Source organism: Chryseobacterium hilariae, assembly GCF_051400735.1.
Lineage (GTDB): Bacteria > Bacteroidota > Bacteroidia > Flavobacteriales > Weeksellaceae > Chryseobacterium.
On the sequence record NZ_JBLFFJ010000003.1, the window covers coordinates 409,261 to 423,237 of the forward strand.

22 protein-coding genes are annotated in these 13,977 nt (G+C 29.3%); 18 read left to right on the plus strand and 4 right to left on the minus strand.

Features of this window, described 5'->3' with window-relative positions:
• Positions 1 to 2 precede the first annotated feature (2 nt).
• The 3 genes from ACMGDK_RS11470 to ACMGDK_RS11480 all read right to left on the minus strand — a co-directional run bounded on the left by ACMGDK_RS11470 (position 3) and on the right by ACMGDK_RS11480 (position 3,264).
• On the minus strand, positions 3 to 770 hold the full coding sequence (locus ACMGDK_RS11470; RefSeq protein ID WP_436808080.1) for a hypothetical protein: 768 nt from the start codon (positions 768 to 770) through the stop codon (positions 3 to 5).
• 61 nt (positions 771 to 831) lie between these two features.
• Positions 832 to 2,211: a hypothetical protein gene (locus tag ACMGDK_RS11475; RefSeq protein ID WP_436808081.1), complete on the minus strand. Its 1,380-nt coding sequence runs from the start codon at positions 2,209 to 2,211 to the stop codon at positions 832 to 834.
• A gap of 15 nt (positions 2,212 to 2,226) precedes the next feature.
• The gene (locus tag ACMGDK_RS11480; protein ID WP_436808082.1) at positions 2,227 to 3,264 is read right to left on the minus strand and encodes a hypothetical protein; all 1,038 of its coding nucleotides are present in this window, start codon (positions 3,262 to 3,264) and stop codon (positions 2,227 to 2,229) included.
• 146 nt (positions 3,265 to 3,410) lie between these two features.
• On the opposite strand from ACMGDK_RS11480, the gene ACMGDK_RS11485 reads away from it, so the two are divergent.
• The 9 genes from ACMGDK_RS11485 to ACMGDK_RS11525 all read left to right on the plus strand — a co-directional run bounded on the left by ACMGDK_RS11485 (position 3,411) and on the right by ACMGDK_RS11525 (position 7,701).
• A complete protein-coding gene (locus tag ACMGDK_RS11485) occupies positions 3,411 to 3,761 on the plus strand; it encodes a hypothetical protein (protein ID WP_436808083.1) in 351 nt (116 codons plus the stop codon).
• Positions 3,762 to 4,111: 350 nt separating this feature from the next.
• A complete protein-coding gene (locus tag ACMGDK_RS11490) occupies positions 4,112 to 4,465 on the plus strand; it encodes a hypothetical protein (protein WP_436808084.1) in 354 nt (117 codons plus the stop codon).
• 55 nt (positions 4,466 to 4,520) lie between these two features.
• A complete protein-coding gene (locus tag ACMGDK_RS11495) occupies positions 4,521 to 5,129 on the plus strand; it encodes a hypothetical protein (RefSeq protein WP_436808085.1) in 609 nt (202 codons plus the stop codon).
• Between the two features lie 9 nt (positions 5,130 to 5,138).
• Positions 5,139 to 5,576: a RusA family crossover junction endodeoxyribonuclease gene (locus ACMGDK_RS11500; RefSeq protein ID WP_436808086.1), complete on the plus strand. Its 438-nt coding sequence runs from the start codon at positions 5,139 to 5,141 to the stop codon at positions 5,574 to 5,576.
• Positions 5,577 to 5,872: 296 nt separating this feature from the next.
• Positions 5,873 to 6,157 (plus strand): hypothetical protein, encoded by a 285-nt coding sequence (locus ACMGDK_RS11505; protein WP_436808087.1) that lies wholly within the window; start codon positions 5,873 to 5,875, stop codon positions 6,155 to 6,157.
• 5 nt (positions 6,158 to 6,162) lie between these two features.
• A complete protein-coding gene (locus ACMGDK_RS11510) occupies positions 6,163 to 6,387 on the plus strand; it encodes a hypothetical protein (protein WP_436808088.1) in 225 nt (74 codons plus the stop codon).
• Positions 6,388 to 6,601: 214 nt separating this feature from the next.
• The gene (locus ACMGDK_RS11515) at positions 6,602 to 6,769 is read left to right on the plus strand and encodes a hypothetical protein (RefSeq protein ID WP_436808089.1); all 168 of its coding nucleotides are present in this window, start codon (positions 6,602 to 6,604) and stop codon (positions 6,767 to 6,769) included.
• Between the two features lie 184 nt (positions 6,770 to 6,953).
• The gene (locus tag ACMGDK_RS11520; RefSeq protein WP_436808090.1) at positions 6,954 to 7,226 is read left to right on the plus strand and encodes a hypothetical protein; all 273 of its coding nucleotides are present in this window, start codon (positions 6,954 to 6,956) and stop codon (positions 7,224 to 7,226) included.
• A gap of 55 nt (positions 7,227 to 7,281) precedes the next feature.
• Positions 7,282 to 7,701, plus strand: a complete 420-nt coding sequence (locus tag ACMGDK_RS11525; protein WP_436808091.1) for a hypothetical protein — start codon at positions 7,282 to 7,284, stop codon at positions 7,699 to 7,701.
• 218 nt (positions 7,702 to 7,919) lie between these two features.
• Here ACMGDK_RS11525 and ACMGDK_RS11530 read toward each other — a convergent pair whose 3' ends face one another.
• Positions 7,920 to 8,369 carry a hypothetical protein gene (locus ACMGDK_RS11530; protein WP_436808092.1) on the minus strand — a complete coding sequence of 150 codons (450 nt, stop codon included), beginning with the start codon at positions 8,367 to 8,369 and terminating at the stop codon, positions 7,920 to 7,922.
• A gap of 174 nt (positions 8,370 to 8,543) precedes the next feature.
• Here ACMGDK_RS11530 and ACMGDK_RS11535 point away from each other — a divergent pair, with 174 nt between their 5' ends.
• From ACMGDK_RS11535 to ACMGDK_RS11575, 9 genes are all read left to right on the plus strand, one after another.
• On the plus strand, positions 8,544 to 8,954 hold the full coding sequence (locus tag ACMGDK_RS11535) for a hypothetical protein (protein WP_436808093.1): 411 nt from the start codon (positions 8,544 to 8,546) through the stop codon (positions 8,952 to 8,954).
• The gene (locus ACMGDK_RS11540) at positions 8,951 to 9,565 is read left to right on the plus strand and encodes a hypothetical protein (RefSeq protein WP_436808094.1); all 615 of its coding nucleotides are present in this window, start codon (positions 8,951 to 8,953) and stop codon (positions 9,563 to 9,565) included. Before ACMGDK_RS11535 ends, ACMGDK_RS11540 begins: the two co-directional genes overlap by 4 nt.
• Positions 9,566 to 9,573: 8 nt before the next feature.
• Entirely contained in the window at positions 9,574 to 10,065 is a 492-nt protein-coding gene (locus tag ACMGDK_RS11545; RefSeq protein ID WP_436808095.1) for a hypothetical protein, read from the plus strand.
• A gap of 27 nt (positions 10,066 to 10,092) precedes the next feature.
• Positions 10,093 to 10,308, plus strand: a complete 216-nt coding sequence (locus ACMGDK_RS11550; protein WP_436808096.1) for a hypothetical protein — start codon at positions 10,093 to 10,095, stop codon at positions 10,306 to 10,308.
• Between the two features lie 357 nt (positions 10,309 to 10,665).
• On the plus strand, positions 10,666 to 11,184 hold the full coding sequence (locus ACMGDK_RS11555; protein WP_436808097.1) for a hypothetical protein: 519 nt from the start codon (positions 10,666 to 10,668) through the stop codon (positions 11,182 to 11,184).
• Between the two features lie 19 nt (positions 11,185 to 11,203).
• Positions 11,204 to 11,470, plus strand: coding sequence for a DUF1145 domain-containing protein (locus tag ACMGDK_RS11560; RefSeq protein WP_436808098.1), 267 nt, complete (start codon positions 11,204 to 11,206; stop codon positions 11,468 to 11,470).
• 21 nt (positions 11,471 to 11,491) lie between these two features.
• A complete protein-coding gene (locus ACMGDK_RS11565; protein WP_436808099.1) occupies positions 11,492 to 12,412 on the plus strand; it encodes an RNA ligase family protein in 921 nt (306 codons plus the stop codon).
• 1 nt (position 12,413) lies between these two features.
• Complete coding sequence (locus ACMGDK_RS11570) at positions 12,414 to 13,055, plus strand: hypothetical protein (protein WP_436808100.1); 642 nt, start codon at positions 12,414 to 12,416, stop codon at positions 13,053 to 13,055.
• A gap of 579 nt (positions 13,056 to 13,634) precedes the next feature.
• Complete coding sequence (locus ACMGDK_RS11575) at positions 13,635 to 13,967, plus strand: hypothetical protein (RefSeq protein ID WP_436808101.1); 333 nt, start codon at positions 13,635 to 13,637, stop codon at positions 13,965 to 13,967.
• The last annotated feature ends 10 nt before the right edge of the window (positions 13,968 to 13,977 follow it).

Sequence of the window (13,977 nt, forward strand, 5' to 3'; positions counted from 1 at the left end):
TACTATTTTTTATCTTGTGTCTTAGAATCTTTTACGGTTGCAGTTTTAGCATCTTTAATATCATCAACTACGGAAGGCTGCAGTTTTTGGTAGATTCTTTTTTTGATTTCTCTACCTTCTGAACTTTTAAATAACTCTGCAACTGAATCAATTGGATTTTGATGTTGAGCTACAGAAGTAATAAGCTCCTCTGTATCGGTAAATCTTACTGTATTACCGGCATCAGATTCATGGATAATATCTTTAGCCATAGCTAATCCAATAAGAGCATATTCTGTGTCATTTTTTTCATCAAGCATTTTGCTTACTTTTTCTGGATCTTCATTTACTTTTGTCTGGATTCTATTTTCAAGATCTTTCAAATCGATCTTTAAAGCATCAATTCCAAACAAACGATATCCAATACCTCTCATTTCAGATTCTTCTAGTGCTCGAACTTTTACAAAAGTATCTACAGTCAGGTTGAAGATTTCATTGTTCTTTTTATGTTCTGCAGAAGGATCATACTCAGTGATAAGACTTCCAAAGTATGGTTTAGACTTTAAAAATTCAACTTCATTATTATCATCAAAAATCATCTCTTGAGACGAAATGTAAAGTCTGTAAGGCTCTGCATGTTCACTTTGTTCCTTCTCAGCTAAGGGCTCTCCTTTTGCAAGTCTATAAACAACTCTTTTGTTATCTACAGTTACAATGTGTTTCGGGTTAATGTGGGTTTTTACAAGCTGTTTGTCGAATCTTAAAATAGTATTCTGTTGTTCTGAATTCATATGTGTTATGATTTTATAAAAATAAAGCAGGATTCATTTTAGCGAATCCTGCTATGTGTAATTATGCTACTGCGTTAATACCTAAAATGAATTTTCTAGCCATGAAGATCACAGGTACAAACTTATTTGTATAGTTTGTTCTTTTAACTGAACACGAATCTGGGTCTACTTTATCTTCTCTAAGATATTTCCAAACTTTACCATTACCTGCAAACCAACCAATATTTAGATAACTTACTGACATATTCTGTCCATTAATCTTTCTGTTTAGTTTTCCTTCTGGAACAATAATAAAATTATATTTTTTAGCTAAATATTCTACATTAGAATCTAAAGCGTTCCATTGCTTGAAGTAAATTTTCACGTCTCCAAAATCAATTCCAGCAAAACCAATATACATAAGATCATTTTGGTGATTTTCAAAAGGTGAAAAGAAATATGGTGAAGTTGGCTTCACAAGATTTCTCAGTTTAGAATATTGAGCTGTAGAACATCTTAATGTAGCTACTTTTACTTTTTGCTTTCTTAGAAGGTCAGCAATATATTCTAAATCAGCATGAGTTTCGATCATACCTTCAACTTTTTGAGCTTTTCCTTCAAGCATTGGGAAAATACCATTTGTCCCTCTATTTTTTTGTCCTAAAGTAGTGGCTTCAGCTTCGGTTAGTCTTTTTGCAAAAGCTAAAGCATTATCCATTCTTTTAGTAAGCTCTTTTTGTTTTTGGTTTAATCTTTCGTCAACCTTAACATATCCACCATCTACTTCAAACAGATCAAATGCTCCTTCTCCTTCCTTGATTTCTGTTTCTTCACAATATTCTAAACATTCACCATCTTTAAACATTGAGTTTTCATATGTTGGTGCATAGTCTTTTGTTGCAACACAAGGAGGACATTCACAGTCATCAAGATTAAATCCATAAAATACTACTTGTACATCTGTGCCTACTGTCCATGCTACATCACCTCCAATTGGAGTAGCTGTAAATTTTTTATAATCTGTTGAAAGTGCAGTGATAACACCATTTTGAGATTTACCAGTACTATCTACTACATAAAAGTTCATACCAACAGCAACTCCTGCCCAATGAACATCTGTAGGTCTATTTGAGTCAATATCATATGGGTCATCAAATATGCTTGTAGGATTTGCTGTAAAATCATTTGTTGCTCTTGTTGCTTTATGTGCATCTGAAGTGTTAATATCACCTTCTTCTTTCCAAACAACCTGCTCGGAACCAACCTGGAATTCATTACCAGATATCATCAGTTGAGCTAAAAGTGAGGTGTCATCTAACTCCTCTGCAATTACTCTTCCAATAAACTTAGGAAGGAATAATCCAGAAACTTCCAGAGAGGACGCTAGTGGTTTTGGTGTTTTTTCGTCTACTTGTATAAAATACGAAGCAGGATTTATTGTAATTGGGACTGTAACTGCCATAATTTTCTTGTAATTTTAAAATGTGTTTTGACTTCTCTTTTTGAAGAACGCCTCAGCTCTTTCTGCATTTGTATCGTCAGAATTATTGCCTTGTACATTTACTTGATTATTAAAATTGATGTTTCTTCGAACCTTAGTTTGATTAGCAATTGTTCTTGCTTCCACCTGTTCTATAACTGACTTGAGAAGTTTTTCTCTCGTCTCAGGCATGTACCAGGCTAAATCATTCACATATGAATCGGCATCTTTCATTTTGCCGTCTTCACCGTAAAACCTTTTAATATTCGTTGATATATCAAGTCCTTGTTGAATGAACTTTTTAAAAGAATCATCTACAGGTAAACCGACAACATCATTATCAATCGTTACTTTAACTTCATTAAAACCATTTAATGCTTCAGTAGTCTTAGAGTAATAATCCTGATTAAAATTCTGTAATTGAACCTGAGCATCATTCTGCTCATTAATGGTTTGACTTTGAGTTTCTTGTTCTTGATTAGAAACATCTTTTGATAACTTTTCAGTGACATACTCATTTCGCCATTCTCTGGCATCCTTAAGTATACGTTCACGCTTTGCTTCAATTTCTAATCGTTTTTCATCGTCAGTTTCAAAATCGTCATCTTCTGGATCTAGTTCCAGTTTCTTAAGTTCCAAAGCAATCTCCTTGTCGGTTTTTCCTCCTTTTACAGAAAGAAATTCCTTCATCAGTTCTTCTTCACTCAATGCGCTAGTGTCTCTTTTAAGCATTTGGTAATCTGTAAAACCAAGTCCCGGATTCTTTTTTAGAAAAGCATTTAATTCCGCCACTTCTTCAGTGACGAAAGGATTTTCTACAGAAACCTTTTCCTGAGTAATTACAGTTTCAGTTTGTGCTAATTGATTATAATTTACAGAAGATGAGTTATCTTCAGTATTTTCGTTTGATTGTGACTGCTGTAAATCAGTAGTCTCAGAAGAATTAGAATTGTCAGTTGATGCTGTGTTATCAGCATTAGACAACTGTCTTTCTTTCGCTAATTCCTCCTGTAAATAGTTACCTGTATTGAACATAGTGTTGAATAAAAACTGTTTGTTTCCAACAAAAGTAATTCACCACCATGCTCTTAACCCGTTTGCTAAATTGTTAATAACTTCTCGTATACTTGTACGCAACCCTACGGAATGTTTTGTAAATTTGTATAACAAGTTTGAGTAAAATGAAAATCTCTACTATACCATCCATAATTGAAGCTTCAGTTTACCATCTATTAAAAAAAATAGATCTGTTACCTGATGAAGCCGTACAGAGATATTTAAATAGAGGTAAGATTTGTGACGCATGTCCACTAAATTCAAATGGATGGTGTTCAAGTAAAAAAGCACTGAGATTATCGACAGGAAACTTATTTGAAAAACTTCCAAAATATTTAGATAAAATACCAATTGAAATTAAGCATAAACCAGATTTTGAATTATACTATAAAAATGCAATTTGGAAAACAGGATGTGGATGTTATTTAAAATTAAAACAGATGTCAAGCGAACATTGTGGTCTATACAAATGGTAATATGAAATCAGAACAACTTTTAATAAAGTATTTAGAATATGCTCCCGATGAAGTAAAAAAAACTTGTTCTGTTTTTTGTGAGAGTCAGGAGTTCATAAAATACATCCCGGGTAATGAATTTACCTTTAAAGGATTTATTTTTAAAAATGACAAAATTTTAGCTTACAATGTTCTTATATGGAACAAGAATAACTGGGGGTTTCCCAAATATTTAGATGTCACAGAAGTAATTAAAAAACTAAACAATCATTACAATATATACCATTCTATAAACATCTTAAACGTATGTCTTCAAAAATATTATAGAGAAAATGTCTTAACTGAAAATAACATCCTAATTTTTAAATACTATGACAAACGATATAAACACAAATTTAGATACAACACCAAAAAGCACAGAGGTAGAGAAAGGATGTTTATTGAAAGCAACCGGAATAGAAATAACACCAAATGGAATACTATACTCTATCAGTCCGCTATCAGAGACGTGTTTATTAAGAACTTTGGACAATATAAAAGAGAAAGACCTGATTCTGTCTTGTTGGATTACTCGCAAAGGGCAGTCGACATTGTTTTTCAGAACAAATCAAATACACCCGATGGTATATAGTGAGAATAAAATCCAATACATGGATGAAGGTTTAAATTATAGTATTTACAATGTAGGAGATTATATTGCTGAAGTAGCAGAAGTTTTTAATTAGTATGGGAGAAGGGTTCAATTATAAGCTACATCACTACTTGCATTTTAGAGAATGCATGGCAAAGGTTGTTGACCATAAAGTAATTGAAAACAAAGATGGCAAGCCTAAAAGGAAATTCAATTATTTCTCTGGTCATTCAAAAGATTTCTGGGATAAGATTTTTGAAAAATTCGAAGAAATTGGATTTACCAGGAAAGAGGCAGAAAATTATGTTATTGAAAATTCAATATTTCCTTTTGTTAAAGTGAAAAATTATTTGAAAGGAATTTTATTTATGCCATTACCTGTTCACTTTTCTTTACTACAAACATCCGGTTTTGATATGTTTGGAAACATGGTTAGAAAACCATTTAGTAGTCAAGTGCAAAAAGACAGATTGATTTTAATTAGAAATATAGAACCAAAGTTTGAGATCAATATAAAAATAGACGAATGGTGGGATATGCATTTTAATCTTATTTCTGATGCCACACATTTTAATCAGAATAAATTGCATCGAATGAGTATTAGCATGTTTAAATGGTACTTCAAAGAAACTAACGGTGATACTAGAGGCAGAAACAGTCCTTACAATTGCACTAAATTAAGAAGGTACATTCGAACTTTATACTACAAAGGAGATCTTAAAATAGGAAAAGATTACAAAGAAAAATTTGACTACTAAAATAAAAAAATGCTAGAATTTGAAATAATTGGAATACCAAAACCAAAGCAGTCAGCTAGATTTAGGATTTCTAAAAATAAATTAGGACAACAGTTTATTGCTTCATATCAGAAAAAGGATATAAAAGATTATGAGCAAAACATTAAAGCTGTAGTTACACAATTTTTACCAAAAGATTTTATTATATACGACTGTGCAATTTCAATGAATGTAGAGTATGTTTTTCCTGCGTTATCTTCAATGTCCAAAAAAGAAAAAGACTTGATCAGTAGTGGTGTTATTATTTACAAAACTACTAAACCTGACCTGTCTGATAATTTAAATAAGGGATTAGTAGATTCGTTAGCTGGACTAGTTTACACAAACGACAGCAGGATCTCGGTTATTAGTGCTGTAAAGTATTATGGACCAATCCCAAAAACAATTGTTAAAATAGAAAAATTATAATTCATTTTCATGATAAATTTATTTAAAAAATTATTAAGGATTCACATACATGAATGGGAATATATTGGTGAATGGGGAATTATATACCAAAGGAAAAAGTGTAAAAAGTGTGGAAAATTAAAAATCATTGATCAATAGAATGTCAGAATTTTCAATCATAATAATTTGTGGATCAGCAGTAATAATTTCAGATTTCATATGCAATGCTGCAGTAAAAATTTACAAAGAAAGAAACCGAAAACAAACAAACTCTAAAAGCGTTAAACCTGATCGTAACTTAGTATAAAATAATCGTTATGGAAATTTTAGTAGGATTATCAATACCAACAATATACTATTATGGAAATATGCTTGATGAAGATGGAAATGCCATTGATAATAAAAATGAACCATATGCTTCTAGTATATTTTACTCCATAGATAATATTGTTCCAGGTTCTTATAATGGATACAACAACGGAACTATTATGACATCCGGTGGTACTGAATACTTCACATACATCGACACCATTTCCATACATAATAAAATTCAAGAAGTTAAAAAGAAAGAATTTAACACCCTGCTATTTAACCAAAACTAAAATTTATGACAATATCAGATCTTAAGATTGGTGATAAAATACTCATCAATCAAATAAAATATATTTTTTTAGGGAAAAATAATCTAAAGATTAATAATGTTTTTGGGTCATTTTATGAATTTGAAACACTAGAAAATGATAAACTGAAAAAATATTTTGATTCAACAAAAGCAGTAATTAAAAACAACGAGATAAAAGTAAATACTAAAGAAGGAACTTATGAATGGTAGCAAAACAATAAAAGTAGTTCTCAAAAAACATGAATCGCTTTTATCACACAATGACAACGATGTTAAGCTTATTCAGTTAGAAGTAATTGCACGAGATCAATATAGAATTTTTAATTATATTGAAGAAAACGGAAAAGTAAAATGCATTTAAAATTGTTAATAACTACTTGTTATTACGCAACTTTATAGACTGTTTTATTCATATATTTGATATATGAAAAAGGAATGGAAACATACTAGTCTATATCCTCCCCCAAAAGATAAACCATTACTTACTAAAGATCTCAATGAAAAAGAGCAGGTTTTAAAATGGAATGGAACTCTATGGCAATTTCAAGGAAAAGGTATAAGACCGCAACCTATTTATTGGCTAAGTGAATAAATTAATTTACACATAATCAACAATAAAGTTATTTTGATCTATTATAAAATATATATGGATTAAAAAATTTTCATTATGATATGAAATAATATTATATATTAGCAATTCATGAAATCGTGATATAAAATCTATTAAGTTGCTGATTTAATTGTTATTTTTACTAGACATTATAAAACCTATTTTTATGAAGACAAAAGTAATTATTTTAACAGCTGCAATAAGTGTATTGCTGTTTTCGTGTAAAACTGATAGAAATGAAGATGAGCCTATACAGCCAAATTCATTTTCTAAAGAAGAAAAAATAAAAATTAATAACAGAGATGAAACATCTAAAGAAGGTGACTCGGTAGTATCACCCCCTCCTCCGTTAGATTCAAACGGTGATGTATTTATCCCTGATAACCCAGACAATAATGAAATCATTCCTCCTGGAGACGTTAAACCGCCTAAACCATAAAGTAAGAACATCGTCTGTTTCGGCACTAGGAACTTATCTAGTGCTATACAGTTCGATGATACCTTTTTCAAATAATATTATTGAGGCTTTTTATCCAGATGCAAAGACTACAAATGTTATCGCAGCTAATAATAATCTTTCAGCTGTAATCTGGTCTTTAGGAATGTGTATACAGCCAGTTTTCTTTATCATTACGATTAGAATGAAACCCTATTTTTGGTCTTATGCACTTCCTCTTTTTACATCTATTTATGCTACATCATTCTATTTTTTACCATTATTTGGAGTCACACCAAAAGAAGATAATTGGTTTTTCTATAGCTTAATTATTATTGTTATTTTAATTTTAGTCCTAATCAAAGGAATAAATTTATTCTTTAAAGCATCTAAAGCTAGGGAAGACCGCTTTATAAAATCTTTTAAAGCATATTTTGAAAGTGGTAACCATGATAAAAACAATTCATACAATGGATAGCGATTACGATAAGATCATGGAATTGATAAGGAGAAATGATTATTTTTATAATCGTAATCTAATACAAAAAGAAGAGTACATCTACAACAACCTTATATTAGCATCAAAACTAGAAAGTATTTTGAGGGAAAATGAAAGAAGTTTAATAGTTGAATTTCTTGAAGATCATTTTAGTCTAGCGAAATTTAAATTGAGTTTATCTTTGTTAAAATCAGCATCTAATTAATAACAGATTTTAACAACTCATCAAGTTCTTTTTCATTAGATTCGAACATTTCAATTTTTAAATCAAATTTCGCTAATAATGTTTTTATAAAGATTTTATTTAAACTGTCAGCTTTAATTAAATAATCTAGTTTTGAATTAATGACTTCCAACTGCTTTCCATTAGGAAAATTTTCAAATGATAATTTTTCGAATGTATTTTTATTTTTACTGGAATATTTTTGAACTTTGAGCATATCACCTTCACCAGTCATAAGCCATTCATAAACTACATCAGGATATTTCAAAACAATATCATTTGCTAACTCGGAACTAATGTTGTTTTTCATTTTTAACACATTATAAATCCTATCCGCCCTGGTATAACCAATAGATTTGGCAAATTCTGTAGGATTACTTTTCAAATGTAAAATTAAGCTATATAAATAATGCTCGTATTTCATAGTAAATTATTGTTTTTTTACAATAAAACACTTAAATAAAGTTGTTTATTATTGTTTTATGTTGTTTTTTATTGTATATTTGAATTGAAATTGGTTAGCAAATATAATTAAAACATATGAAATATTTTTTTGAGAATATTTAATAGATAGATCTAATAAAAACTTGATAGATAAATGAATGCTCTAAATTTACAAATTCCACAGGGTTATGAGATAGACTTTGAAAAGTCAAACCTTAGAATTGGGACAATTCAATTAAGAATACTAGATGAAAAAGTTTCAGAACTTCCTAATGACTTTAATTCTTTTTCTCAAAGTCTAAAAGACAATTTAAAGTGTAATCTAACTGAAAAGTATGCTGATAAACTTATTGTTCTTGATATTCTTTTAAACTTAAGAGATTTGTATGATAGCAAATGTATGTTATGTCAAAATTACTGTATAATGTTTACATCTGGAGAATTAATTAGTTCAAAATGTTCAGGTTCTTCTTCATTCATTTTCAAGTTTAGAAGTAAAGAAAAAATTGATTTATTCATTTCAAATTTCAGAGAACAACTCAATTATATAAAAGAATTTTTATGACGACCACATTACAATTTTTTGAAATTCCTAAATTAATTTTAAGCAAACCAGTAAAAAAGGCTACTGTCAAAGAGTGCCACACTTTGAATTATCACATTATAACTTTACTTACACGAGAAATTGTAGACTCACTTTTAATATTTTCAGAAAAAAAATTGATCTCAACAAAGGATCTTAAGTATTTCGAAAAACTAGGTAATGCAGATAATGATTTCCTTTTTGAACTTTATAAGAAGCACGGTAAACAAAATTTTGTTTATGAAGATTTTACGAGAGTAGTAGATTTTTTTAATAAACAATCTGATAAATCTCTATCTGAATTCCAGAAAAGTACAGATCCTTTACTCAAGGATATTCTAGCAACTATTTATGAGCTTACATTCATTAAGATTAACATAACATCTGTATCACTTTCTTTGAATAAATTACCTGATTCAGGTATTATGAAAATTGTAAATGAAAAGATTGTAGAGTTACTAGACCTATTCATAAACAGATACCAACTAGTCAGTAACTCAAAAGAATTTGAGTTTGAAAAATTTGTTCCTATTTACAAAAAGATTCAAAAAATGGATCACAAACAATTCTTAGAACTAACCAAAAATTTTTAGATATTCATATGAAAAAATTAAATACCAATTTAGATTTCGCTCAAATTTCTGAGCACAACAAGGCAATGGATAGTTATAGAGAGCTATTTGGATATGATTGTAATTATAATCTAAGCACAAAAGACATCAATACTTTGATTGAAGAAAAACTAAATAAAAACCAAGCTAAAAGTGATATTTCCAATATTGATAATCAACATGATAAAAGAAATATTCAAGAAATAAAACTGGAAATTGAAGAAAAGAAAAAAGAAATTATTAAATGTTTAGCTTTATTATTGGTTGCAACTGTTTTTTTTATTTTAAAATCTTACATATTTATGTTAATATGGAATGAAGTAATTCATAAAATATTTGGCATTACTGAAATTTCTTTTAATTATGCTATGTTATTAATAATTATATCTGGAATGTTGTTTGGAAGTAATAAATATAATAGTTTAAAAAATTTGATTGAAAATAAAAAAGCAACATCAAAAATAGGTGGAACAGGAATGTAATTCATTTCTATAAAAATTAATATTATTATGGAAAATTCAAAAAGCTCTATCCAAGAAAGAAAAGAAAATCTTATCAGAGAAATTAAGGCTATGTCTGCCTGGACTTCCAGATCTCCACAAGAACAAGAGTTTAATAATAAACTTGCAACAGCTATTGGTATGATTTCCGTAGCATGTGAAAATGCTGAAAAAGCATTATCAGAATATAAGCCAGAGAATTCTACGGAATACGACGTCATTTAATTAACAACACATTAGCCACCTCTAATTTTATATAGTAGTTTCATATCTTTTATTCAGCCTCAGGGGTGGCTATTTATCACATAAAGGCAGTTTTCACTCGGTTCATAATTATTGTTATTTGGTTTTTTAAAAAAACTCGAAAGGGTTTCTGCCTTTTTATAATTTTTAAAATTTACGCATGAAAGAATTATTGACTTTTTTTTATGGACTAATCATGTTAAGTATTGGAAGCTTTTTTTGCACCATTTCTTTAGAAAAATTAAATGTGGAATTTAAAATCTATTTATTATTAACCTTCTTACTTTCCATTTATTGTATGTGGGTAGGATTTAAAAAACTGGATAAAGCAACTTTGTAATGACTAATAAGACCCCGACTAGACTACAAAATCATCTGAATGATATAAGAGAGCTTTCTCGAATTTCAGGTCTAGAATCTGTAAACACAGATTTAATTAGAATGATGTTTGGCCAGAAAATAAATGAAGGTAGTTATCGCAGTGTCTACGAATACAATTTCGACCCCAACAAATACGTGATTAAAATTGAACCAAATTCTACTGAATCTAATGCAAATGAATTTCTAATTTGGGAAGAAGTTTCCGGACTATGTGGAAATCTTTCTTGGGTAAAAGATTGGTTTGCTCCCGTTTTATTTATGTCCCCAGATGCTAAAATTTTAGTTATGGAAAGGACATTTCCATATAAAACAATTCGAGGTAAGGATCTTGTGAGACCAGAAAAAATTCCTGACTTTTTTTCTGATGTTAAATTCTCAAATTTTGGATGGCTTGGAAATAAACTTGTTTGTCACGACTATGGCTTTATCAACCGATTTATCAAATATGATAAAAAATTTAGAAAAGCTAATTGGTAATTAATAATAAATGTTTCTAATGATAGAGTTAATTAAAATATTCTTGTTGGTTATTCTACAAAATGCAAGTTTTACATTAGTAAGTAGAGCCAGAAATAGTTCAAGTATTTTATACCATGGAATTGCTAGTGTTTTATCAAATGGTATATGGCTACTGGTTTTTAGAAACTTAGTTCAGAATTTTGAAAACACCAATGTTTTAATAGCTTACCTATTAGGTTCTGTTATCGGTAGTTTAAGTATGCATTATATCGCAATGAAATATTTTGAAAAAAATAAAAATTAATTCAAAAATAATTAGAATAATATGTTTGTAAAATATCAACACTTAGAAAGATTTGGAACTTCTGAAGTTGAAAATATAGAATTGGGAGAATGTTATGTATTCCCAAAGATTGATGGAACTAATTCATCTGTTTGGATTGATAAAGGTGTTATTAAAGCAGGAAGTAGGAATAGAGAACTTTCTCTTGAAAAAGATAATGCAGGATTCTACGAATGGGTGTTAAAACAAAAAAACATCATTAAATTCCTATATGAAAATCCAAATTTAAGATTATTTGGGGAATGGCTAGTTCCTCATTCATTAAAAACTTATAAAGAAAATGCCTGGAGAAAATTTTATGTTTTTGATGTATGTGAACTAAAAGATTCTTCTGAAATAACACATGATGGTGAATCCCCCTTAAAATATATTCATTACAACTCATATAAGTCTATTCTTGATAAATATGACATTGAATACATTCCACCGATTGCAATGATAGAGAGAGGAACTTATGAATTATTCATTGATCAGTTAGCTAAAAACGTTTTTCTTATAGAAGATGGCAAAGGAGCAGGGGAAGGAATTGTGATCAAAAACTATGACTTCAAAAACAAATACAATCGAAACATATTCGCAAAAATTGTAACCTCAGAATTTAAAGAGAAGCACGCCAAAACTATGGGTGGTTCTAAAATTATGGGTGCTGAACTTCTAGAAGAAAAAATTGCTGAAGAATATGTTACCAAATCCTTATGCGAAAAAGTACTTTCTAAAATAGAAAGTGAAAGTGGTTGGAACTCTAATATGATTCCTAGATTATTACATACTGTTTTCTACGATCTTGTAAAAGAAGATTCATGGGAATTTGTAAAAAAACATAAGAATCCAAATATAAACTTTGGAACTCTGCAGCACTTTACTTTCAAAAAAGTAAAAAATCATCTTCCTCAATTATTCTAATATGACTCGAGAAACACAAATAAATATTCTTGACAACCTTTCAAAAGAAAGAAGAGAATTGATGTTAAAGAAATCCGGAGACTATGCTTCATCTGATGTACTTGATAACTTTAAGAAAGCTGGACTTATTGCTGGAATAACGCCAGAGCAACAATGCCTATCTTTAATTTCCACCAAAGTTGCCAGGCTAGGTAATCTACTTAAAGAAACTAACAAGCCTAATAATGAGTCAGTATCAGATTCTGTAATAGACCTTATTAATTATTCTGAATTGCTCTATTGTTTGTTGAATGAAAACAATAATACATCTAAACCTCTAAATGCATTTCCGCATATTAAAGAACTTATTAGAATTTCAAATGAAGCTATTGAGGAGTACCAAAAAACAAAAGATAGATTATCCTTAAAAATTAATGAATTAACTCAAGCTGGACACACCAAAGAATCTGAAACTACAGATATTGTTGAAGGTTCTCACATATTATATAAAAACTTAGAATGGAGAATTAGTAAAGTAAATGATGGATATATCTCTTTAGAATATGAAGACAATACAAAATTCATGCATGAACCTATTTCTTTTGAAAAATTTTTACAATGTTGGAGAACTGGAGAAATAATAATTTCAACTCGACATTCATAAGGTGTTTTAGTGGTTTAAATAATAAATGATATGAATGAACTTTTTGAAATAAAACCGAAGTTTCCTAATAAAAATTGTATTCATTGTGAAAATAGACAACGCCATCAGAAGGGAGGGTCAATCATTCAATATTGTGCAGTTAGGAAAAGTAACAGAACTGAAAACGGCCTTTTAAAAATAAAGGCAAAAAATCCAGCTTGCGAACAATTTAAAACTATTAATTCATCAAAATAAAATACTCATGAAAAATGTAATTTCATTTCATTCCGGCAATGGCTTTTTCTGGTTCCGAATATTCAAAATTGGAATCCTTGCAAGAAATAAACACAAAACTCTTACGCTTTTCTCTGAGCGAAATGGCTATAGTAAGTTTTGGGATATTGGTAAATACCGATTAAAACTTTTAAAATAATTGCAGATGAAAAAATACAGAATACTTGCATCCATAAAGAAAAACCTTAAACCTAAAACTAAGAAGATGATAAATAAAATAAAAGATGAAATAGTTGATATTACTTATATCATCCCTATTTGTTTTTTTATTTAGAGATTTTTTAAACGTAAAAACAGTAAAAAATAATGGAAGGGTCTACAATATTTGCAATAGTATCAATTAGTATTGGTGTCTTGTATATTATCATTAATACTTTAAAGGATAAGATTAAAGAACTATCTTATCGAAAAGGTTATGAAGATGGCGAAATAGAGGTTGTTAGAAGTTTGAAGAGTACAGCTTTCTGGTTCAACGCGCCAGAGCATAAAGGAGAATTTAACGCATTAATGTTATATTCTATGCTTTATCAAAAGTATGGTAGTGTTGATTCTGATTTATTCAGAAAAAGAATAGACGAATTAGGAAATCGTAAACTTAAAGATTTATCAACTGAAGAAATTGAAAATTTAATTAGATAAACCTAAAAAT

Excerpts from the sequence above, each read along its gene's own strand:
- ACMGDK_RS11470 (WP_436808080.1), bottom strand. The coding sequence starts at position 770 with ATGAATTCAGAACAACAGAATACTATTTTAAGATTCGACAAACAGCTT.
- ACMGDK_RS11475 (WP_436808081.1), bottom strand. The coding sequence starts at position 2,211 with ATGGCAGTTACAGTCCCAATTACAATAAATCCTGCTTCGTATTTTATA.
- ACMGDK_RS11480 (WP_436808082.1), bottom strand. The coding sequence starts at position 3,264 with ATGTTCAATACAGGTAACTATTTACAGGAGGAATTAGCGAAAGAAAGA.
- ACMGDK_RS11485 (WP_436808083.1), top strand. The coding sequence starts at position 3,411 with ATGAAAATCTCTACTATACCATCCATAATTGAAGCTTCAGTTTACCAT.
- ACMGDK_RS11490 (WP_436808084.1), top strand. The coding sequence starts at position 4,112 with ATGACAAACGATATAAACACAAATTTAGATACAACACCAAAAAGCACA.
- ACMGDK_RS11495 (WP_436808085.1), top strand. The coding sequence starts at position 4,521 with ATGGCAAAGGTTGTTGACCATAAAGTAATTGAAAACAAAGATGGCAAG.
- ACMGDK_RS11500 (WP_436808086.1), top strand. The coding sequence starts at position 5,139 with ATGCTAGAATTTGAAATAATTGGAATACCAAAACCAAAGCAGTCAGCT.
- ACMGDK_RS11505 (WP_436808087.1), top strand. The coding sequence starts at position 5,873 with ATGGAAATTTTAGTAGGATTATCAATACCAACAATATACTATTATGGA.
- ACMGDK_RS11510 (WP_436808088.1), top strand. The coding sequence starts at position 6,163 with ATGACAATATCAGATCTTAAGATTGGTGATAAAATACTCATCAATCAA.
- ACMGDK_RS11515 (WP_436808089.1), top strand. The coding sequence starts at position 6,602 with ATGAAAAAGGAATGGAAACATACTAGTCTATATCCTCCCCCAAAAGAT.
- ACMGDK_RS11520 (WP_436808090.1), top strand. The coding sequence starts at position 6,954 with ATGAAGACAAAAGTAATTATTTTAACAGCTGCAATAAGTGTATTGCTG.
- ACMGDK_RS11525 (WP_436808091.1), top strand. The coding sequence starts at position 7,282 with ATGATACCTTTTTCAAATAATATTATTGAGGCTTTTTATCCAGATGCA.
- ACMGDK_RS11530 (WP_436808092.1), bottom strand. The coding sequence starts at position 8,369 with ATGAAATACGAGCATTATTTATATAGCTTAATTTTACATTTGAAAAGT.
- ACMGDK_RS11535 (WP_436808093.1), top strand. The coding sequence starts at position 8,544 with ATGAATGCTCTAAATTTACAAATTCCACAGGGTTATGAGATAGACTTT.
- ACMGDK_RS11540 (WP_436808094.1), top strand. The coding sequence starts at position 8,951 with ATGACGACCACATTACAATTTTTTGAAATTCCTAAATTAATTTTAAGC.
- ACMGDK_RS11545 (WP_436808095.1), top strand. The coding sequence starts at position 9,574 with ATGAAAAAATTAAATACCAATTTAGATTTCGCTCAAATTTCTGAGCAC.
- ACMGDK_RS11550 (WP_436808096.1), top strand. The coding sequence starts at position 10,093 with ATGGAAAATTCAAAAAGCTCTATCCAAGAAAGAAAAGAAAATCTTATC.
- ACMGDK_RS11555 (WP_436808097.1), top strand. The coding sequence starts at position 10,666 with ATGACTAATAAGACCCCGACTAGACTACAAAATCATCTGAATGATATA.
- ACMGDK_RS11560 (WP_436808098.1), top strand. The coding sequence starts at position 11,204 with ATGATAGAGTTAATTAAAATATTCTTGTTGGTTATTCTACAAAATGCA.
- ACMGDK_RS11565 (WP_436808099.1), top strand. The coding sequence starts at position 11,492 with ATGTTTGTAAAATATCAACACTTAGAAAGATTTGGAACTTCTGAAGTT.
- ACMGDK_RS11570 (WP_436808100.1), top strand. The coding sequence starts at position 12,414 with ATGACTCGAGAAACACAAATAAATATTCTTGACAACCTTTCAAAAGAA.
- ACMGDK_RS11575 (WP_436808101.1), top strand. The coding sequence starts at position 13,635 with ATGGAAGGGTCTACAATATTTGCAATAGTATCAATTAGTATTGGTGTC.